General features: G+C 59.8%; 19 protein-coding genes. 13 read left to right on the top strand and 6 right to left on the bottom strand.

All coding sequences use genetic code 11. The features are described from left to right. Window positions 1–43: 43 nt before the first annotated feature. Window positions 44–490, bottom strand: coding sequence for a PAS domain S-box protein (locus ACK59H_RS05940; protein ID WP_060477082.1), 447 nt, complete (start codon window positions 488–490; stop codon window positions 44–46). Between the two features lie 154 nt (window positions 491–644). Between ACK59H_RS05940 and ACK59H_RS05935 the strand changes: the two genes are divergently transcribed. Beyond that, a complete protein-coding gene (locus tag ACK59H_RS05935) occupies window positions 645–1532 on the top strand; it encodes a MerR family transcriptional regulator (RefSeq protein WP_060477083.1) in 888 nt (295 codons plus the stop codon). 153 nt (window positions 1533–1685) lie between these two features. After that, window positions 1686–2204 carry an MgtC/SapB family protein gene (locus tag ACK59H_RS05930; RefSeq protein WP_060477084.1) on the top strand — a complete coding sequence of 173 codons (519 nt, stop codon included), beginning with the start codon at window positions 1686–1688 and terminating at the stop codon, window positions 2202–2204. Window positions 2205–2240: 36 nt separating this feature from the next. On the opposite strand, the gene ACK59H_RS05925 is transcribed toward ACK59H_RS05930, so the two are convergent. Further along, a complete protein-coding gene (locus ACK59H_RS05925; protein WP_060477085.1) occupies window positions 2241–2741 on the bottom strand; it encodes a DUF4142 domain-containing protein in 501 nt (166 codons plus the stop codon). Between the two features lie 213 nt (window positions 2742–2954). On the opposite strand from ACK59H_RS05925, the gene ACK59H_RS05920 reads away from it, so the two are divergent. From ACK59H_RS05920 to ACK59H_RS05905, 4 genes are all read left to right on the top strand, one after another. After that, window positions 2955–4283 carry an iron-containing redox enzyme family protein gene (locus ACK59H_RS05920; RefSeq protein WP_060477086.1) on the top strand — a complete coding sequence of 443 codons (1329 nt, stop codon included), beginning with the start codon at window positions 2955–2957 and terminating at the stop codon, window positions 4281–4283. Continuing rightward, window positions 4280–5233 (top strand): class I SAM-dependent methyltransferase, encoded by a 954-nt coding sequence (locus tag ACK59H_RS05915; RefSeq protein WP_060477087.1) that lies wholly within the window; start codon window positions 4280–4282, stop codon window positions 5231–5233. The genes ACK59H_RS05920 and ACK59H_RS05915 overlap by 4 nt, the downstream gene beginning before the upstream one ends. A 142-nt stretch (window positions 5234–5375) precedes the next feature. Continuing rightward, window positions 5376–5606 carry a metallothionein gene (locus ACK59H_RS05910; protein WP_060477088.1) on the top strand — a complete coding sequence of 77 codons (231 nt, stop codon included), beginning with the start codon at window positions 5376–5378 and terminating at the stop codon, window positions 5604–5606. 183 nt (window positions 5607–5789) lie between these two features. Next, the gene (locus ACK59H_RS05905) at window positions 5790–6035 is read left to right on the top strand and encodes a hypothetical protein (protein ID WP_060477089.1); all 246 of its coding nucleotides are present in this window, start codon (window positions 5790–5792) and stop codon (window positions 6033–6035) included. A gap of 55 nt (window positions 6036–6090) precedes the next feature. Here the strand turns inward: ACK59H_RS05905 and ACK59H_RS05900 are convergent, their stop codons facing one another. Together ACK59H_RS05900 and ACK59H_RS05895 are read right to left on the bottom strand one after the other, a co-directional pair. Further along, window positions 6091–7074 (bottom strand): MDR family oxidoreductase, encoded by a 984-nt coding sequence (locus ACK59H_RS05900; protein WP_060477090.1) that lies wholly within the window; start codon window positions 7072–7074, stop codon window positions 6091–6093. A gap of 47 nt (window positions 7075–7121) precedes the next feature. Further along, window positions 7122–7754 carry a TetR/AcrR family transcriptional regulator gene (locus tag ACK59H_RS05895; RefSeq protein WP_196375121.1) on the bottom strand — a complete coding sequence of 211 codons (633 nt, stop codon included), beginning with the start codon at window positions 7752–7754 and terminating at the stop codon, window positions 7122–7124. Between the two features lie 253 nt (window positions 7755–8007). Here ACK59H_RS05895 and ACK59H_RS05890 point away from each other — a divergent pair, with 253 nt between their 5' ends. After that, the gene (locus ACK59H_RS05890; protein WP_060477091.1) at window positions 8008–8391 is read left to right on the top strand and encodes a DUF6508 domain-containing protein; all 384 of its coding nucleotides are present in this window, start codon (window positions 8008–8010) and stop codon (window positions 8389–8391) included. 184 nt (window positions 8392–8575) lie between these two features. On the opposite strand, the gene ACK59H_RS05885 is transcribed toward ACK59H_RS05890, so the two are convergent. Then, window positions 8576–9358, bottom strand: a complete 783-nt coding sequence (locus ACK59H_RS05885; RefSeq protein WP_060477092.1) for an AraC family transcriptional regulator — start codon at window positions 9356–9358, stop codon at window positions 8576–8578. Between the two features lie 77 nt (window positions 9359–9435). Here ACK59H_RS05885 and ACK59H_RS05880 point away from each other — a divergent pair, with 77 nt between their 5' ends. Further along, window positions 9436–10149: an aspartate/glutamate racemase family protein gene (locus ACK59H_RS05880; protein ID WP_060477093.1), complete on the top strand. Its 714-nt coding sequence runs from the start codon at window positions 9436–9438 to the stop codon at window positions 10147–10149. Between the two features lie 196 nt (window positions 10150–10345). Here ACK59H_RS05880 and ACK59H_RS05875 read toward each other — a convergent pair whose 3' ends face one another. Next, the gene (locus tag ACK59H_RS05875) at window positions 10346–11260 is read right to left on the bottom strand and encodes a LysR family transcriptional regulator (protein ID WP_060477094.1); all 915 of its coding nucleotides are present in this window, start codon (window positions 11258–11260) and stop codon (window positions 10346–10348) included. 206 nt (window positions 11261–11466) lie between these two features. Here ACK59H_RS05875 and ACK59H_RS05870 point away from each other — a divergent pair, with 206 nt between their 5' ends. From ACK59H_RS05870 to ACK59H_RS05850, 5 genes are all read left to right on the top strand, one after another. Further along, window positions 11467–12489, top strand: coding sequence for a zinc-dependent alcohol dehydrogenase family protein (locus ACK59H_RS05870; RefSeq protein WP_060477095.1), 1023 nt, complete (start codon window positions 11467–11469; stop codon window positions 12487–12489). 459 nt (window positions 12490–12948) lie between these two features. After that, window positions 12949–14322 (top strand): hypothetical protein, encoded by a 1374-nt coding sequence (locus ACK59H_RS05865; protein WP_060477096.1) that lies wholly within the window; start codon window positions 12949–12951, stop codon window positions 14320–14322. Further along, window positions 14312–15625 (top strand): PLP-dependent aminotransferase family protein, encoded by a 1314-nt coding sequence (locus tag ACK59H_RS05860; RefSeq protein WP_060477097.1) that lies wholly within the window; start codon window positions 14312–14314, stop codon window positions 15623–15625. Before ACK59H_RS05865 ends, ACK59H_RS05860 begins: the two co-directional genes overlap by 11 nt. A gap of 86 nt (window positions 15626–15711) precedes the next feature. Beyond that, entirely contained in the window at window positions 15712–17361 is a 1650-nt protein-coding gene (locus tag ACK59H_RS05855; protein WP_060477098.1) for a VRR-NUC domain-containing protein, read from the top strand. Then, window positions 17358–19619 carry an ATP-dependent DNA helicase gene (locus ACK59H_RS05850; RefSeq protein WP_060477099.1) on the top strand — a complete coding sequence of 754 codons (2262 nt, stop codon included), beginning with the start codon at window positions 17358–17360 and terminating at the stop codon, window positions 19617–19619. Before ACK59H_RS05855 ends, ACK59H_RS05850 begins: the two co-directional genes overlap by 4 nt. The last annotated feature ends 46 nt before the right edge of the window (window positions 19620–19665 follow it).

The following is a 19665-nucleotide window of genomic DNA, read 5'->3' as shown; positions in this document are numbered from 1 at the left end:
GGGGAATAATCTATACATAAGCGCCACCTTGTACAGATTTACTTCACCGCTGTGTCAAAGCCAATTGCTCACGCAGCTGGGCCACTTCAGCTTCTAGTTCGCGCACCTTCTCTTCGGCGCAAACCTGTGCGGTGACATCGCGTTGGATGCCGATGTAGTAGGTTAGCTGGTCCGCTTCATTGCGCACGGGTGTCACGGAAAGTTCGTTCCAGAACAGGCTGCCGTCTTTACGGTAGTTGCGCAGGACCTGGCGGCTAGGGCGGCCTTCGCGAATCGCGTCGCGGATTATCCCAACACCCGCCTGGGCGTGATACTCACCCTGCAAAAAGCGACAGTCCTGGTAAAGAATATCTTCCGAGCTGTAGCCGGTCAGTCGCTCGAACGCAGGGTTCACGTAAATGAGTATGCTGTCGTTGCCTTCCTGCTCGGCGACGACGATGCCGTCGTTGGAGTGTTCGACCATCAGTTGCAGGAGTTTTGCGTTGATCATTAGGCCCACCTACAGGCAATTCGTATGTGTTCGGTGCGCTCAGGCTGGAGTGCAGCAAGCTTTGGCGCTGTTGAGTGCATGATGAAGCAAGCGGGCTCGCCGCAGAAGGTGCATATCAGTTTAGAATGCGCCATTACTCGGACAACTTTTCGTTATGACTGACTCCCCTCAACCCGATTTGCTTCCCATGCGCGATGTGGTCAGCCTGACCGGCATCAACCCGGTTACCTTGCGCGCCTGGGAGCGCCGCCACGGGTTGATAAGCCCGCAACGCACAGAAGGCGGCCATCGTTTGTACACGCCAGGCGATGTGCAGCGTATCCGCGACATCCTGCGCTGGACAGCCAACGGCTTGCCGATCAGCAAGGTCGGTGACAGGCTCGCGAACCAACCCGAAGTCCACTTTCAGCAGCACTCGCCGTTCGACCAATGGCGTTGCGCCGTGCTGCGGGCCTGTGCGGCCTTCGATGGGCAAGCGCTCGAAGCGATCCATGGGCAACTGTTTACGTTGTTACCCAAGGCCTGCGTGCTGCGCGAGGTACTGATGCCGGTCTGGTACGAACTGGCGTCGGGTGCTGCGTCAGGGCAGCGTAGCCAATGGCTGTTTCTCGATTCGTTCTTGCGTGCTCGCTTGCTGATGCGTTTGCAGATGAACCAGGCCCAGGCTCCGCGCGTGCTGCTGGCAGGTACGGCAGGGCAAGCCGAATTACAGCTCTTGTGTCACGGCCTGCTGCTCAGTGGCGAGCGTCAACGCATTGAAGTGCTTGGTTGCGGGCAGCCACTGGAGGAGCTGCCATTGGTCTGTGCTGCCATGCAGCCCGCGGCTCTTGTGATCGCGCTGCAGGGGCCGATCAACACGGCCTTGGCCAAAGCGCTGCGTTGCGTGCAGATGGAGGTGGACTGCCCGCTGGCGCTGCTTACCGAGGGGGCGTCAGGCACACAATCGGCTTTGGAAGGCGTACCGTTATGCCTGCTGGACGCGGCCAGTGGCGATGTCGCAGATAAGCTCAGCGCCCTTATCGCAGGTGCACTGGACATTTGATGGGAGCCTTGGTGCAGTAATGTTGCACCCCTGGCAGTTTTGAATCGTCATAACAGCAGAAACAGTTCTGATAGACCGCTCTTCACTCCTATAAGTCTCGAGCCTGCCTGCAGCCCCGCGAGGTTCAGCGCTCGATCAAGCTGGATGCTGGCAATGGATATGATTTGGGAAACGATTCTGGCCGAGTTCGCCGATATTGGTGATGGGCGCGAGATCTTGCGGATAGTGGTACGTCTGCTGATGGCTGCCGTATTGGGCGCTGTGTTGGGTTTTGAGCGGGAGCACAAGGGTAAATCCGCAGGGGTAAGGACACATATGCTGGTGAGCCTGGGGGCGGCGCTTTTCGTGCTGGCGCCGAGCATGGCTGGAGCCGATGAGCAGGCATTGAGCCGCGTGATCCAAGGTATCGTGGCCGGTATCGGGTTTCTGGGGGCGGGTACCATTCTCAAAGGAAATGGTCAGGACACCAGCCATGTCAAGGGGCTGACCACAGCCGCCGGGTTATGGATGACGGCGGCGATCGGCACCGCAGCCGGTATGGGGCGCGAGGCCACGGCGCTGGTCAGTACGGTGCTGGCCTTATTGGTGCTTGGGACTATGCCGTTGCTGGTAGACAAGGCCCAGGGGCAGGCTGAAGACAAGCGCGAAGAAGAGCAGACCCGAAAGCCCTGAGGGGTATTTCGCCTCCCAGGGCTCGAGGCTTGCGGGTTACTTGGCGTGAGTAGCCTGCAGCGCTTTGGCCTGCTCCAAGTGATGCTCAAGAGTTGGCAGCGTTTCGCTGGCAAATGCCTTGAGCTCTGGTTTGTCGGAGGACGACGCCTCTTTCTTGAACAGCTCCACGGCCTTCTCGTGTGCGTCGACCTGGTTGTTGACGTACGAGCGGTCGAAGGACTCCTCGCGCCATTCCAGGATCATTTTCTTGACCTTGTCGGTCAGTGCCGCCTCGTCGGGGACGCTAATGTCGAGCTTGCGCGCAATTTCGCCCAGCTGCTGATTGGCCTTGGTATGGTCGGTGACCATTTGCTGTGCGAACTTTTTGATGTCTGCGTTCTGGCTTTTTTCCAGTGCCAGCTTGCCAGTGACCACCTCTGCGATACCCGCTTCGGTCGCGGCGTCGACGAAGTCATTGGACGATGCCGCTTGGACCTGAAGTGAAGCGAGACCCATCAGCAGGGTGACGCCGGCGATTTTCCAGAATGGCTTGTTCATCTCTGACTCCTTTGTTTTATGGGGGCGACCTCTATGTCGCAATTGGTTGAGCCTCTGCGCGTTAGAAGGTTTAGTTTTTTTCACACAGTGGGGCTTCTACGCACTACCTGCTGCAGCCAAGTTGCCATTCATCCGTCAACCTGAAATTGAAACGAATTCCTGGTGGGTGGCCCACTCGTTTATTCATGTCTTACAAAAAAAACGAGAACGCACGTGGCCACGACACAAGCTCACTTCACACCCAGAACATTCGAGGCCGGCGAGGGGCTGGAAAGCCGCTACAGAGCCCTGCTCGAAGGCCCCCAAGCAAACACCGAGGCATGGCTGGAAGAGCAATTGCGCCATGCACGCGTATTGCCCGATGACCTGCCAGACGATCCTCGGAAATTGCCGCAGTGGGCTGATGAGCACACTCGACGCGTTGCCAATGAACATGCCTTGTATCTTCAGCAGCGCCGCGAGGGTGCGCCTCGGCGCTACTTCACCAACCGTGCCCACGCGCTTTGGTTTTTGCATCAGGTCGCACCGACCAAGGCAGTGGACGGCGCCTGGCTGCACGGCATGTTGTGGCAATGGCAAGACCCGCGCTTTCACGGCTTGATCCGCACGTTCCTCGAGGAACTCGGTGATGGCGACCCGCATTGCAATCACGTGTTGATCTTTCAGCGTCTGCTGAGCCGTCTTGGCTGCCGTCAGTCGCCGCCGCTCGAACCTGCACGTTACCTGCAGGGCGCCCTGCAACTGGCACTGGGGCAGCACTGTGAGCGGTTCTTGCCAGAGGTGATCGGCTACAACTTAGGCTATGAGCAACCGCCGTTGCACTTGCTGATCACCACCCATGAGCTGGCCGAGTTGGGCATCGATGCGCACTACTTCCAGCTACACGTGACCATCGACAACGCTGCCAGTGGCCATGCGAATCTGGCCCTGTCCAGCTTCGCCGACCTGGCCCAGGATGAGGGGCCGGCGTTCTACGAGCGTGTGCGCCACGGATATCGCCTGAACGACCTGGGTGACGATACGCCCTCGATGGTCGCCTCTTTCGACTTGCAGACCGAGTTGTTCGAAGCCCTGGAGCGCAAAGGGCTCTATGGGCAGTGCATGCATTCGGATCGCTGCCGGCTGAGCGGGCGCACGATTAATGAATGGCTTGCCGAGCCTGGCTCGATGCCTGCGTTCGTGCAGGCGCTTGAAGATCAGGGCTGGATCAAGCGCAACGCCGATCCCAAAGAGAGCCGGTTCTGGTCTGTCATCGAAGGGCCTACAGCACCCATGTTCGGCGTGTTCGACGCCTACGAAAAACAGCTGTGGTATGACTGGATAGCCGGCAGCTGGCAGCGCCCGGCAGTGCGCAGAGTACCGCCAGGGCAATGGGAGCGCGCTTTACAGTTGCAGACCCAGCCGCCAATCTTTCCACGCACTACGGATGTGGATACGTTGATACAGGCAATGGCCGGCAACCGGCACGCAAGCCAGCAAGGGCTCAATGCCACGCGCGCGTTCATTCAGGCAACCGGCTTGATGCACGGGGGGCTCCTGTGATGCTCGATTCGACTCAGGCCCATGCCGACGAGGCGTTGCTGCAGCTCGGAAAACGGCTTAAGGCCGATGGTTATCGATTCATCTGCGTGACGCCCGCTACGCAGGCTAGGGTCAATGCGCGTGAAGGTTCGCAACGCGCTCAGACAATGCGTGATGTATTCGGATGGAGCCGTCCGTTCGCCTCGCAGCTGATCAGCGCCGACGAGCTGGAGCAACTGCGTGTGGCAGGCGTATTGGACGCTCAGGGGGCCCTGTGGCGCAGCACGGTACGTTGGTCCAGCCTGGATGAAATGCTGTTGGTGCATTCAGCCTGGCCCACCGACAGTCACGACGCGGTTTTCTTTGGGCCAGACAGCTACCGCTTTGCCCAGTGCATACAAGATCATCTTCGCAGCCGGCCCGAGCCGGTGCAGCATGCACTGGACATGGGTTGCGGCAGCGGGGTTGGGGCATTGCTGATCGCCCGCGCCGCACCCCATGCGCAGGTCAGTGCGGTTGATATCAACCCCAAAGCGTTGCGCTATACGGCCGTGAATGCGGCCCTGGCGGGGGTAAGCAACATCACCGTGTCGCGCAGCGATCTTTTCGATGAAGTGACCGGGCTGTTCGACCTGATCGTCGCTAACCCACCCTATATGCTTGACGCCGAGCACCGCGCTTACCGCCATGGCGGCGCCGCGCTGGGCGCCGAGCTGTCATTGCGAATTGTCGAGCAGGCTTGTGAGCGTCTGAAAGTAGGTGGCACGTTGTTGCTGTATACCGGTGTCGCTATCGTTGATGGGCGTGATGCGTTCCAGGAAGCAATACGTTCCATTCTTGCTGGGCCTGAATTGGGTTGGACTTATCAAGAGCTGGACCCCGACGTGTTTGGCGAGCAGTTGCTCGAACCAGGCTACGATCGCGTGGACCGCATCGCTGTCACAGCGCTGACCGTCACTCGCCTGAACTGATCGTAGTCCCGAGCGCTTGGTGCCAAGCCAATGCCACCATTTGTCGGTAAGTTTGACGATCAAATAAAGCAACGTTTTGCTGATTGCCCTCGAAGCCTAGGTGGCCTGCAGTTCAGGCCGACAACTTGTGGAGAAGACCGTGATGAATGAGCAACGTTGTTCGTGCAACCATTGTTCTTGCACTGTGGACGCCAATGCCATGGTTCAGGGTGATAAAGCCTACTGCTGCGAGGCCTGCGCAACCGGCCACCATCAGGGTGAACCGTGCCGCATGGCCGGCTGCAACTGTGGCGAGCTGACTCAGCCCGACGAAAATACCGTCGACAGTGCCTTGGATGAAACCTTTCCGGCCAGTGACCCCATCTCTCCATAACGCCAGCATCGCCTCGACCCAGGGGCCGTTATCGCAAGGGGCGAGGCAGCTTTGCCTCATCCCGCGATCGCTGTACTGGTGAGGGAATTATCGGCTTCACACAACGTTCATATAGCCATAGCTGAACATTGCATCCTGACGAACATCGCACCCAGCCTACGAGACAAGAATAAGGGGGCTTCCATGAGTTGCCTGATTTGTGCGGGCCAAGCTGAGACTATCGAATCCATCATCGGTTGGGAGGAGCGGCGCTGTTCGTTGTGTGGCTGCTACCGCGTCTCCCAGGCCCTCATTCTGTTGATGATGGACGAAGGCCAGATTTTCGATACCGAGCGCATGCGAGCCTGGTTGACCAGCCGACGCGAACATATGCCGGTGCCGGTAATCGACCATGGGCAGGCGATATTGGCCGTTGCAGCTCGCAGGTGATCCCATAACGCCCGCCAAGCTCTAGCGCCCGCCGACCAGATGACCCTGGCGATTCCTAGCTGTTCACATCAACGATCAACCGGCCACGAATCTGCCCTTGCATGAGCTGCGAAGCAGCTGCCAGCGACTCTTGCAAGGTGATCTCTTTGGTCATGAAGGCTAAATTGTCCAGGTTGAGTTGGGTAGACAGTCTCTGCCAGGCTTCGATACGCCGTTCATAAGGCTGCGTTACGCTGTTGATGCCGAGCAGGCTCACCCCTCTGAGGATGAAGGGTGCGACGGTAGCCGGGAAGTCCATACCTTGAGCCAAGCCGCAAGCCGCTACCAAGCCTTCGGACATCGTGCTTGCGCAGGCATTGACCAGCGTGTGGCTGCCGACCGAGTCCACGACGGCTGCCCATTTTTCTTTTGCCAGCGGCCGCCCTGGCGCTGACAGTTCCGCGCGGTCGATGATGGTCGTCGCACCCAGGCTTTTCAGGTACTCGTGCTCACTGGCCTTGCCCGTAGCGGCTGTCACGGTATAGCCAGCACGTGCCAGAAGGCTGATGGCGAAACTGCCCACGCCGCCGCTGGCACCGGTGACCAGCACCGGCCCAGCACTGGGTTCGAGCCCATGGCGCTCCAAGGCCATCAGGCAGAGCATGGCGGTGTACCCCGCTGTGCCGATGGCCATCGATTGACGCTCGTTCAGCCCTTCGGGATGGGGAATGAGCCAGTCGGCGTTGACCCGAGCCTTCTGAGCAAGCCCTCCCCAATGACCCTCACCAACACCCCAGCCATTGAGCAGCACACGATCGCCAGGCTGATAGCGAGGGTCGTCACTGGCCTCGACGGTACCGGCAAGATCGATGCCTGGCACCATCGGAAACTGACGCACGACTGGGCCTTTGCCAGTGATTGCGAGCGCGTCTTTGTAGTTCAAGGTGCTGTAGGCAACCTTGACGGTGACATTACCGGTCGGCAGTTGATCCTCTGGCAGTTCGCAGACTCGCGCAGTGTGCTGATCATCCTGCTTCTCGATCAAAATGGCGTTGAACATGATTCGTCCTTATTTAGACTGGTTGTCTTTAAATGGAGCGAAAGGAATCAGCGAGTGATTCCGTTCAGAAATCCTTGATAGAAAATGTCCAGCGGGCGGACAGTCTGGGTCAGCCGTGCACGCAGCACTGCGCCCTCCCAACCTACCCAGAAATAGGCGGCGAGGGCCTTGCAGTCTTGCCCGCCAGCTACCTCTCCCAGCTCGACCGCTTCCTCCAGGCAGGTTGCCAGGCGCTGCTCCCAATCCTGCAGGGTCAACTCCAACTGTTCGCGGAAGCTGTCCGGCAGTACCAGGACCTCTTGGCCGAGGTTGCCGACCAGGCAGCCTCTTCGGAACTGGTAGCGTGCCATCCCCGCTTTTGCCTCCTCAACGAAGTTGCCCAGCCGTTGCAGAGGGGATGCGCTTTTATCAGCGAAGTTGCGCTCGAGCTTTCGCGCGAAGTACTCGGCATAGCGCTGCAATACCGCCTGGCCAAAGGCTTCTTTACTTTCAAAGTAGTGGTAGAAAGAGCCTTTGGGCACCTGCACGCGCTTGAGTACGGCCTCGATACCAGTGGCGGCGAAACCTTGTTCGGTGAGGATTTCCATGCCGCAGTGCAGCAGCAACTCGAGGGTTTCGCCATGTTCCCGTGCGACTTTGGGTGGGCGGCCTCGGCGTGGGGTTAGCTTGGAGGTAGTCATGCGGTCTAATTTAGACTGATCGTCTCTAATGTCAACTGCTGAGCGATTCGATTCTCGATGAGCCACGTGCTGGATGCGTCATGAAAAAGCGTCACTACCCTAGGATTGGCGCTCACTCGAGTCAGCAAAGGGCGTTGCATGTGCTGATAACTCCGTTCAACTAGCTGTTCACAGCCACGGGCGAGTTTCGAGCTGTTATCAGCCACGCTCATCGTGCAAGGATGGGGCCCTGACCGATGAAAAGGATGTTGTGATGCTTCCCACCCAGGCCGATATCGACGCCTTATTGCACTTTCTGCCGTTGCTCTACCCTGGGGGGACGGCCATAGAGGCCTACAGCTTTAACGACGGACACCCTTGGCCGATATATGCCAGAGTGGTCGACGAGTTCTACCAAGAGGCAAGCAAGGAATGCTGGGTCGCGCTCGACTACCGTCCTATCGCCGATTGCTTGGTCAGGGAGCCTGAGGCCATCGAACAGGCAAGTCTTGAGCAGTTGCAGAGCTTGATCACCTACTGCGTGAGGGGCGAGCGATTTTGTGATGGGCACTGGGGGGCGATGATCGCCCAGGGTTTCGTACAGCGCCTGCTTGAGCGTCTCGCTCAGTTGCGTCCAACGCTGCCTGAGTGCCGCTGACAGCGGCCATTACGCACTGATTGGTGTACTCGGAAACGTCAGTTCATGGCTCAGGGTCGCTGTCCAGCGACGTGTCGAGGTATTTCGAGCTCCATTATCTGACATCTTCGAAAGACTGGATGCCAGTCGCCTGCAATGAGCGCTTCGCGCACCCTGAGTCGTTTGGATGAGGCCTGTAGTCAGCTTATCTACGCGACGAAGCTGTTCTACGGCGATAGGTGCTCGGCGTGATACCCAGATGCTGACGGAAAGCGCTGCCCATGTGGGATTGGTGAGCGAACCCGGCCTCCAGGGCAATGATCGCCAATGCAAGATCGGTCGTTTCAATCAAATGCCTGGCGGCCTGGAGCCTGATTTCGACCAGGTAGGCATGGGGTGTGGTGCCCACCGCGCGGGTGAAATCACGCAGCAACCGTAGCGCGTTGCAGCCATAGGTCCCGGCCATTTGCTCAAGTGTCAGAGGCTGCTGATATAGCTCGGTAATTTGATCCAGCACCGGTTTGAGGGCATTGGATTTGAGGCGATGCGCACGATCCTGAGCAGGCTTTGCCAGCTCTACCAAAGACAGCACGGTTTGTTCCAGGGACAGATGATCGACCTGCGGGGCAAGTAGCGCACGACGTATCTGTTGCGCTACGCGAAGAGCCCCCGCATGGCCTGCCGACTCAATGCGCTGGTCCAGCGCCGGCAGGTGTTGATCGGCAAAGCAACGGTCCATGCGCAGGACCAGGTATTCGCCCCCGCCCATGGACTCGGAAAACACGTCGACCCCGATGGGGGTTTGCGCCAGCACGCCGGGGAGGGTGTCGAAATCGACCCGGTGATCGGAATTGATGGCATGTATGCCTTTCTGCCGCTCCAGCGTGACGCCCAAGGTATGCCACTGTGCAGGGTCATGGGCGCTGTAAGCTGCACGTGGCAAGAGCTGGACGCAGACCGCACCGCCTAATATGTCCCGGCTCAGCATATGAAATTTCCTGATAGATACGTCGCTCGTTCGATGGGAAGCTTTTTCCCACTCATTCATCATTTTTGGAGCATCGCATGCGCACTATTGGCCTTATCGGTGGCATGAGCTGGGAATCCAGTATCGAATACTATCGGCTTATCAACCAGCAAGTCAGAACCCAGTTAGGCCCGCTGCGCTCCGCGCAATTGCTGATGTACAGTGTCGATTTCGGCCCCATTGAGCAAGCGCAGCATCTGGGGCGTTGGTCCGATGCCGGCGCGATTTTAGCGGATGCGGCGCGAAGGCTCGAATCTGGCGGCGCGGATTGCGTGGTTCTGTGTACCAACACGATGCACAAGGTCGCCGAGCAGATTCAACAAGCCATCAATATTCCATTTCTGCACATCGCCGATCCCACCGCGAAGGCTGCGTTGGCGGCCGGCGTGACGACGGTAGGTTTGTTAGGTACGTCGTTCACAATGGAACAAGACTTTCTCAAAGATCGATTGAAAGCGATGGGCTTGAAGGTCATCGTGCCAGATGCCGACGCCCGCGCAGTCGTTCACCGCATCATCTACGACGAATTGTGCATTGGCGTTATAAACGACACGTCGCGTTTGTTGTATCAGCAGGTCATCGATTCGCTGGCAGCCCGCGGTGCGCAAGCCATCATTCTGGGATGTACCGAGATAGGGCTGTTGATCAAATCTGAGCACAGCGCACTGCCCTTGTTAGATACCACTCAATTGCATGCCCAGGCAGCAGTGGCCTTTGCCTTGGCCAGTGATGTGCAAGGCGACCAAAGTTGATATCGCTGAGGTGACCGTGAGGGCAAATCTGTATCCTTGCGGCGTCTGGGCGGGGTGTAAGGAACGAGCGGCGATTCAAACCTTCGAAATCATGCCCTCAGATGTGCCCCCAATGTAACAATTCACTGGAAGTGAGTGAGGTACATGGATTGTGGAAAGGCAGAAATGATCGGCTAAACAGCCTGGCCGACGAAACCTAAAGACTGTCAGGGTCGCCAAAGAACATCTGTATCCGCGAGCGCAGCCAGCGCTCGGCCGGGTCATTGTCCTGCGCGCCTCGCCAGGCCATGTGCAACTCGAACGAGCGTACGTCGATCGGAAGATCCTCCGCGCGCAGCCCACCTGCCGCGGTCAGGGCATCGGCGGTGTAATCTGGCACTGTAGCAAGGATATCGGTGCCTGCTAGCAAACTGCCCAAGCCGTTGAACTGAGGCACTGCCAGGACCACATGGCGTTTGCGATCGATTTCATCCAATGCTTCGTCAATGAAGCCTGACAGGTCACCGGCAAACGACACCAATGCGTGGGGGCGGGCGCAGAAGTCGTCCAGCGTAATGCTGCCAGGCACGCTGTCGGCACGCAGCAGCTTGGGCTTGCTGCGGCGCAAGACCTTGCGCTTGGCATTGGCGGGCAGTTCACTGGTGTAACTCACACCCACAGAGATTTCGCCCGAGGCCAGCAAGGTCGGCATCAGCAGGTAGTTGACCCGGCGCACCACCAGCACGATACCTGGGGCCTCGGCACGTACGCGCTTTAGTAACTGGGGCAGCAATGCGAACTCGGCGTCGTCCGATAGGCCGATGCGAAACACCGCGTTGCTGGTGGCCGGGTCGAACTCGGCGGCGCGGCTGACGGCGGTGGAGATCGAGTCCAGTGCTGGTGACAGCAGGGCGAATATTTCATTGGCCCGTGCCGACGGTTCCATGCTGCGACCGGTACGCACGAACAACGGGTCATCGAACAGGTTGCGCAGACGCGACAAGGCCGCGCTGATCGCCGGTTGGCCGAGGAACAACTTTTCGGCGGCACGGGTCACGCTACGCTCGTGCATCAGGGTTTCGAACACGATCAGCAGGTTGAGGTCTACGCGACGCAGGTCGTTTCGATTCATCGGTGCGCTTCGCTTGAAGTGGGGCAGGGGTGAATATTAAGGCCAAAGGCTGTTACCCTGCACCGATTTCCGGGGGCCAATGTGTAGGAAAGTCAGGTGCCCAATCGATGACAGGCATGTCGACTATTAATAGCCACTGATGGTCTAACGGCAAAAGCCCGGATAAAGTCCGTGGTAATACGAGATTCACACAGGCGAGGTATGCGATGTCCCGCATGGTCCGTTTCCACAAGTTCGGCGCTGCCGATGTGCTGCGCTGCGAAGAGCAGGCCGAACCGTCACCTGCTTTTGGCGAGGTGCAGATCCGTGTCGAGGCGATCGGGGTAAGCTGGTATGACGTGCTCTGGCGGCAGAACCTGGCGCCATCCCAAGCGCGCCTGCCGGCTGGCATCGGCCACGAGATGGCTGGTGTTGTCACAGCGGTGGGTGAGGGCGTCGACGATATCGCCTTGGGCGACCGGGTAGCCAGCTTCCCGGCGACCAGCGCCAACGAGCACCCGGTGTATGGGGACGTTATCGTTTTGCCCCGTACGGCCATCACCCGCTACCCGGATATCCTTACGCCGATCGAGGCCAGCGTGCATTACACGCCGCTGCTGATCGCTTATTTCGCCTACGTTGACCTGGCCCGAGCCAAGGCGGGCCAAACCGCCCTGGTCACTGACGCCAGCCACTGTGCTGGGCCGGCTTTCGTGCAACTGGGTAAGGCGCTGGGCCTGAAGGTGTTCGCCGCCACCAAGGACCCCGAGCAGCGTGAGTACTTGCTGGGTCTGGGTGCTGAGAAGGTGATCGTCACGGAAGAGCAGGACTTGTTGATGCAAATCGGCAAATATACCGATGGTCGTGGCGTGGACATGGTGCTCGATGGTATGGGCGGGCCGCAGATGTCGCTGCTCGGTGATGTGTTGGCGCCGCGTGGCAGTCTGGTACTTTACGGCCTGCAGGGCGGCAACCAGACGCCGTTCCCGGCGTGCGCAGCCTTCCAGAAAAACATCCAGTTCTATGTGCACTGTATCGGTAACTTCACCGGCAAGCCGGAGTTGGGCATCAGCCAGGATCAAGTGGCGTTGCAACGGGCGCTGCGCGACATCAACCAGTTCACCGCTGACCAATTGCTGACGCCGCAGATCATCAAGGTCTATCCTTTTGCCGAGGTGGTGGAGGCTCACCGCTACATGGACCAGTGCCCTTGCGGCGGAAGAGTGGTGCTTGATTTAGCGCCTCACTGAAGGCTTTTCGCTATTGATACGAACCGGGTGAATGCCCGGTTTTTTTGCATCTGGCCTAGTTAAAACTAGCTGCGCGTCAGTCTTATATTTGTAAGGCAATGTTGCCGCACATTTTAGTTTAGCTGTGCAGCACTGGCCTATTGTGCTTAATAAGGGTTAACGGATTTCTGAATGGTTTTTTCACTAAGATCTGTATCTTTTAATCCTTAAGCAACGTTCGATAATGGCGTATTGATAGTTGGCGCAAGGAGCGTGTTGTGATCAAGGGCAGGCGCCGAAATGCGCGGTTCGAAGCGATGATCAGCCTCAGGGTGGACTCGTTTTTTTCGATGGTGTGGCGACAGCGAATTGCAACTTCCAAGTTTCTTATTAATTTGTAGGAAGTTTCGTCAGATTAGTTCGTCGCGCCGCTGCTCGGAAGGTGCGTTGTATCGTTGATCGAAGTTGTGGGGTAACGCTGTGAGCATCGTTCACGACCAAGCTATGCATTACATCTACCAACAAGTGCTTGAGCGCTTGTTGGCTCATATGTCCCAGGGGCAGCGAGCATCGCTGCAGTTGTTGATCCAGCGCTTGCTGGTCATTGCTGGCGGCCCTGAGTACATCGGTACGTTCCGGCTATTGGTGGTGCATGGGGCAGACCGCCAGAGCGCAAGGTTGTTGGCGGTACTGCGCGCCGCGCAGTTGAGCATCGCCCTGCGCGCACCGGTGACCTTCAAGTTACGCGTACTGGTCACCTGTTTGCCTCAGAACAGCAGCGCGCTGTTGCAGCAGCATGAGCGGACCTTCAACGCGTTGTTCATGCATGATGACCCGCGGGTGCAATTGCAGATGGTCGAGGGTGCGACTGTAGGGCCATTTTGTTGCCAAACTGAGCTCACGGCGCGGTATTTGCCCTTGTCCCGTGAAGCCTTGTTGCTGTTCGGCCACCTCGTCGATGCTCGGCCCGAAGCACTGCTGGGCAGCCGCACGCATCTGGAGTTGGCCGACGCAGTGCGCTTGGCACTGACTGCATATCCGGGCGCCGATGCGCTGGTGACGGCCATGCCCGCCAGCCAGCGCCGACGGTTTGCCGCCTGGGCTCGGCGCAGCCTGCGCCGGGCAGGGCTGGACAGCCCCAGTTCACTGCACCAGTGCCTGGACAGCCTGGCCAGGTGGTTGGGTCAGCTGCATGCAGTGGCTGGAACACCGGGCGGGGTAATTGACCCCCCGGCCAGTCCCCCTGATCGAAGCCTGCCGCTGCATGTGCTCATGATTGACGATCTGCTGGCGCAGTTGCTCGGTGACGGCGACCTCGACCGAGTGCTGGGCTGGCATTTCCAGGCAGAACGCGAAGGCCAGCCGCTGGCGGCCTATGTCGACCCATTGGCAATGGCGCAGCTTTTGGAGATGCAGGGGCGCTGCAACGCGCCTGGCGCAACTGGGCACCACGTGCGCCTGGTCGAGGCAGATACGACCAGCGAGCCTCAGGTGTCCCAGCCGGCGCGCTTGGCCAGCGCCTATGGGCTTGAACAGACCCAGCTCGCCTGCATGTTGTACCGGCCGTTTACCAACCAAGGCTTGGGGCTGGAGCGGTTTCTGCAATGTTGCCATGCCGACATGCTGGTGGCCTTGCCCTACCTGCACCGAGCCTTGCAAGGTAAACCTTGCCCTGATGCCGTGAAAGACTGGATCGTCAATACCAGCGGCCTACCCTTGGCGAAGTTGCGCATGGTCTACAAAGGCAGGCTGGGGCAGGGGTTCCGCCAGTTGCTGACCAACCTCGCCCGCCGTGATGTGCAACTACGCTTTGTCGGCACCGCTCAGCGCAAGGCGCAGCCAGATGGAGCGTGAGTTCGCCTATCAGGCAGTGTATCGCTACCTGGTCGGTTTGATCGAAGAGGCCGAGCGCGGCGGGCAACAACGCTTGCCCTCGCTCAGGGCGTTGTCCCAGCGCATGCGGGTGTCGTTGGCCACAGTGCAGGCGGCCTATAGCCTGCTCGAGCATGAAGGGCGTGTGCAATCGAGGGCCAGGTCCGGCTACTTCGCCCAAGTGGGTTGGCTGAACGGCCGAGCCGATGTAAGCCAAGCGCTGCCTGCGCAACCTTTGCTGGAGCGTGCGCTGTTCGCCCATGAGCGGCGTCTGGGGCGCCAGCGGGGGCGGCCGGTGCGCTTACTGGGCGCTCCACGCTTGCGTGAGGCTCTGGCCCAGCGTTACACCCAGTCCTCTCTTCAGTACTGGCGTGGCGAAGATGTGCACTTGGGCCCGGATGTACAAGGTGTCATCGAAATTCTTCTTCAGGCCTTGGCCTTGCGTGGCAGCACCGTAGTGGTGGCCTCACCGTGCTGCTGGCGCATCCTGCGCGCGTTACACAACTGCCAGGTGCGGGTGCTCGAGGTACCCCTGGACCGGAGTGGCAGTATCGATCTCCAAAGCCTGGCCAGGCTGCTCCGATGCGAACCGGTGCGCATGGTGCTCATGCCTTCGTGCCTGAGTTTGCCGACGGGGCGCTTGATGCCCCTGCACGCTCAGCAGCAGATCGCAGATCTGCTGGCAGCTTACCCCGTCTGGTTGTTGGAGAACGATGTGGACAGCGAGCTGTGCTTCAGCCAGCCACCGTGCTCACGGTTACGAGACTTGGTGGACCCGCAGTGGCTGTTGGTGCTGGGATCGCTTGAGGCCGCCGTTGGCGCTGAAGCACCTTACGCCTACCTGCTTGGGCGCCACGACGCTGTGGCAGAGGCATTCAGCCAGCGAGCGTTCCAGTTGGCCCCGATGCGCCAGCAAGCGGTGGCGCAGATGATTTACTCCGGCGAAATCGACGAACATCTGGCCAGAACGCGGGTAGCGCTGCAAGGGCAGATGGAGCAACTGTGCCAGCACCTTCGGGTAGTGATGGGCACCTCGGTGGATTTCGACATGCCCCAGGGCGGATACGCCCTCTGGGTACGTATCCCATCGGCCAAGATGTGCCCATCCAGCGCGGCGGCGAGCGCTGACTCGGCCCTGCAGGTGGTGGCTGGTGAGCAATTCAGCCTGCGGGGTGGCTATCGGCAGTTTCGAATGCTCAGGTGGCTGGGCGGGCAACCTGATAGGCTGGTGGCGGCCTTGCAGAGCCTGATCCGCGCCACGACAGACGACACCGTTCGTCGGTAGGCCGGCACAAAGCCCCCGGGTGCTTGCTTAGCGCAGTGATCTGTATGTATAAACAGTGCTCACTCTAGCTGCCCGACCCCCGTCTTGTGATTGCCCATTCTGTAGATGACCCGCTTTATTACCTGCATAACTTTCGCCAGGTGTTGCTGTGGGTCGAGTCACGTTATGCCGACCTGCTGGATGAGCAGGAGCTCGCGTTCATCCAGTCCTTTGCCAGGTTGGCGCAGCCAGCCCAGGCCCTAATGGTGCGCATGGTCATGCGCAAGGGCGAGCTGTTTCGCTGCGACCGGTTGGACTATGCCGAAATCGGTGACACCGCCTGCGCCTTGCAGCCGCTTTTGGCGCTGGGCTGGGTGCGTGAACCAGAAGCCTTGAGCCTCGAGCAGTTGTTCGCGTTGCTGCGCAAGGACGAGCTGGCCGTTGGTTTCGCCGGTCTGCTAGCTCGGCCGCGGGCAGCCAAAAACGACCTGTTCGCACAGTTGCTGCCCATGGGGCTGACACCGCGACCGTTGCAGGAGTGGTTCAGCCAGGCGCCGGTTGGAATCGTGCAATGGTGCCTGCAGCCACTGTGCGACCGAATACGCTTGTTGTTTTTCGGCAATCTCTATCAAGACTGGTCGGAATTCGTGCTGGCCGATCTTGGGCTTGTGCGTTTCGAGCAAGTGGCTTTCACTCCCGATTCCCGGGCTTTGCATCGGCGCAGTGAAGTTGACCAGGCCATGGTGTTGCATCAGTGTGGCGAGCGCCTGGAACTGGGTGAGGCGCCCGCATCGGTGCTGGCGGCCCTGGCTGATCAGGCCTTTGACAACCCGTGGCTGGCGCGGCGCTACAGCCGGCTGCTGTACGCCGTTGGCCAGCAGTGCGAGCGCCTGGGTGACTGGGATCAGGCATTGGCGGTGTATGCCCGCAGCAGCCATACGCAAGCGCGAATCCGCCAGGTTCGTGTATGCGAGCGCAGCGAACGCTGGGAGCAGGCTTACAGCCTGGCTCAGCAAATGGCCGCCGCGCCGGCCAACCCACTGGAGGTGCAGGCACTGCAGCGCATGCTGCCGCGGCTGGCTCGCAAACTTGGCGGCCCGCCGCAGCCACGCCGCCAGCGGCGCCGGCTCGAGCTGATCGAGCTTGAACTGCCTCGCGAGCAGGCAGCGCTCGGGGTTGAGGAGGCCGTGCGTCAGCACCTGGAACAAGCCGGGGGGCACGTGCACTATGTTGAAAACACCCTTTTCAATAGCTTATTCGGGCTGTTGTGCTGGGAGGCCATATTCGCCCCAGTGCCTGGGGCCTTCTTCAATCCGTTTCAGGCGGCCCCGCAGGATCTACATGACAGTGATTTCCAGCAGCGGCGCGCAGCACAATTGGCAGCCTGTCTGGGGCGCCTGGACGATAAATCCCACCGGCTGGCCATCCTCGATTGCTTTGCGTCCAAGCACGGCCTGCAGTCACCGTTCGTATTCTGGTCCATGCTCAGCAGCCAGTTGCTCGATCAGGCTTTGGCCTGTGTGCCGCCCTCGCACTTGAAACACTGTTTCCTGCGCCTGCTGCAGGATATTCGTAACAATCGCACCGGTATGCCGGACCTGATTCAGTTCTGGCCTGAGCAGCAGCGCTACCTGATGGTGGAGGTCAAAGGCCCCGGTGACCGCCTGCAGGACAACCAACTGCGCTGGCTGGAGTTTTGCGCTGAACATGCTCTGCCGGTAGCGGTCTGCCATGTGCGCTGGAGCGAGTCCGCGTGAGTTATCGCGTGGCGGTGCGGGCGTTATGTGAGTTCAGCGCCAAGGTGGGCGATCTTGACCTGCGCTTCACCCCGTCACCCACGGCTCAAGAAGGTATGGAAGGGCATCGCCGGGTAGTGGCCACGCGAACGGCGGGGTATGAGTCTGAGATCACATTGGCGGGTGAGTATCGGGGGTTGCAGGTTCGCGGGCGTGCCGATGGGTACGACCCTGCCGCCAATCGCCTTGAGGAAATCAAGACCTACCGCGGTGATCTGGCACGCCAGCCGGCCAACCACCGCCAACTGCATTGGGCCCAGGCCAAGGTCTATGCCTGGCTGCTGTGTCAGGCGCGACAATTGGCAAGCGTCGAGGTGGCGTTGGTGTACCTGGATGTCGACAACGCCAGCCAGACGTTGATCAGCGAGCACTACCCTGCAGATGCATTGCAGCGCTTCTTCGAAACCCAGTGCCAACGCTTTCTGGCATGGGCGCAGGCCCAGCAGCAACGCCTGGCCCAGCGCAACCTGGGCTTACAGGCTTTGAGCTTTCCTTACCCGCAGTTTCGGCAAGGGCAGCGTCAACTGGCTGAAACGTTATACAAAGCAGTCAGCACCGGGCGTTGCCTGATGGCCCAGGCCAGTACCGGCATCGGCAAGACACTGGGCACCTTGTTTCCACTGCTCAAGGCCGTGGTTCCCCAGCAATTGGACAAAGTGTTTTTTCTCACCGCCAAGACCCCAGGCCGGGCGCTGGCGCTTGATGCTTTGGGCCAGATCAGTGCGGCTACGCCGCAACCTGCTTTGCGTACCCTGGAGCTGGTAGCACGCGACAAAGCCTGCGAACACCCGGACAAGGCCTGTCATGGCGACTCCTGTCCGCTGGCACAAGGCTTTTATGATCGTTTGCCCGCTGCGCGCCAGGCGGCGGCATCGCGGCCCATGCTTGACCGTGCCGGGCTGCGCGACGTGGCATTGGCGCATCAGGTTTGTCCATATTACCTGGGCCAGGAAATGGCCCGCTGGGTGGACGTGGTGGTCGCCGACTACAACTATTACTTCGATGCCCATGCCTTGTTGTTCGGCCTGACTCAGCTCAACCAGTGGCGTGTGGCCGTGTTGGTAGACGAAGCGCACAACCTAGTCGAGCGCGGGCGCGGCATGTACAGCGCCACCCTTGATCAAGGCCAGTTGCTTGCGTTGCGCCAAGCCAAACCTGCCGGCCTGGGGAGCGCCCTGGACCGGCTGAACCGTCAGTGGAACGCGCTGTTCAAAACCCAGCAGGCCCCCTATCAGGCCAGTGAGCAGTTGCCCGAGCAGTTTCTGCGTGCACTGCAGCAATGCATCGGGCTGATTCAGGAGCGCCTCAACGAAAAGCCCGCCGAAGTGGATGTGCAGGTGTTGCAGTTCTTTTACCAGGCGCTGCAGTTCAGCCGGGTGGCCGAGTTATTCGATGAACATTTCCTGTTCGACGTCAGCCTGCGTGAAGGCCCACGCAGACGTCGCTTGGCCAGCGTGTGCTTGCGCAATGTAACGCCAGCGCGGCTGCTTGCCCCGCGCATGCAAGCAGCGCGCAGTGTCACGCTGTTTTCGGCGACTTTGAGCCCGCGGCGTTTCTACACCGACTTGCTCGGCATGCCGGTGGATACCGCCTGGCTAGAGGTTGCGGCACCGTTTCGCGCCGAACAACTTCAAGTGCACATTGCCAGCCACGTGTCGACCCGGTACCGCGAGCGCAAAGCCTCACTGGCGCCAATCACTCAACTGATTGCCGAGCAGTATCAACGTCAGCCAGGCAATTACCTGGCGTTCTTCAGCAGTTTCGAGTACCTGCAGCAGGTGGCTAGCCTACTTGCCCAGCAACACCCCGGCATCCCTTCCTGGGCCCAGGCCCCCGGCATGGACGAAGCTGCGCGCCAGGCGTTCCTCGATCGCTTCGTGGCAGACGGGCAGGGGGTTGGCTTTGCGGTGCTGGGTGGGGCATTCGGCGAGGGCATCGACTTGCCCGGTACGCGACTGATTGGGGCATTCGTCGCGACCCTAGGCCTGCCCCAGGTGAACCCGATCAATGAGCAGTTCAAGCAGCGTCTGGGCCGGCAGTTCGGTGCTGGTTTCGACTACGCCTATTTGTATCCCGGAGTGCGCAAGGTGATCCAGGCCGCCGGGCGGGTCATTCGCGGGGATGACGACCGTGGCGTGCTGGTGTTGATCGACCAGCGCTTTGCCGAGCCTTTGGTACAACAGATGTTCCCTGGCTGGTGGCAAGTGGCCGGTAACTAATGCTCAGCGCACCGTCGCATGGCATTGCAACTCCCAGTACACTGCG

The organism is Pseudomonas sp. KCJK9000 (genome assembly GCF_046230725.1).
Taxonomy (GTDB): domain Bacteria; phylum Pseudomonadota; class Gammaproteobacteria; order Pseudomonadales; family Pseudomonadaceae; genus Aquipseudomonas; species Aquipseudomonas promysalinigenes.
The sequence above is the reverse complement of the archived record's forward strand: the minus strand, read 5'-3'. Positions and strand labels throughout refer to the sequence as shown.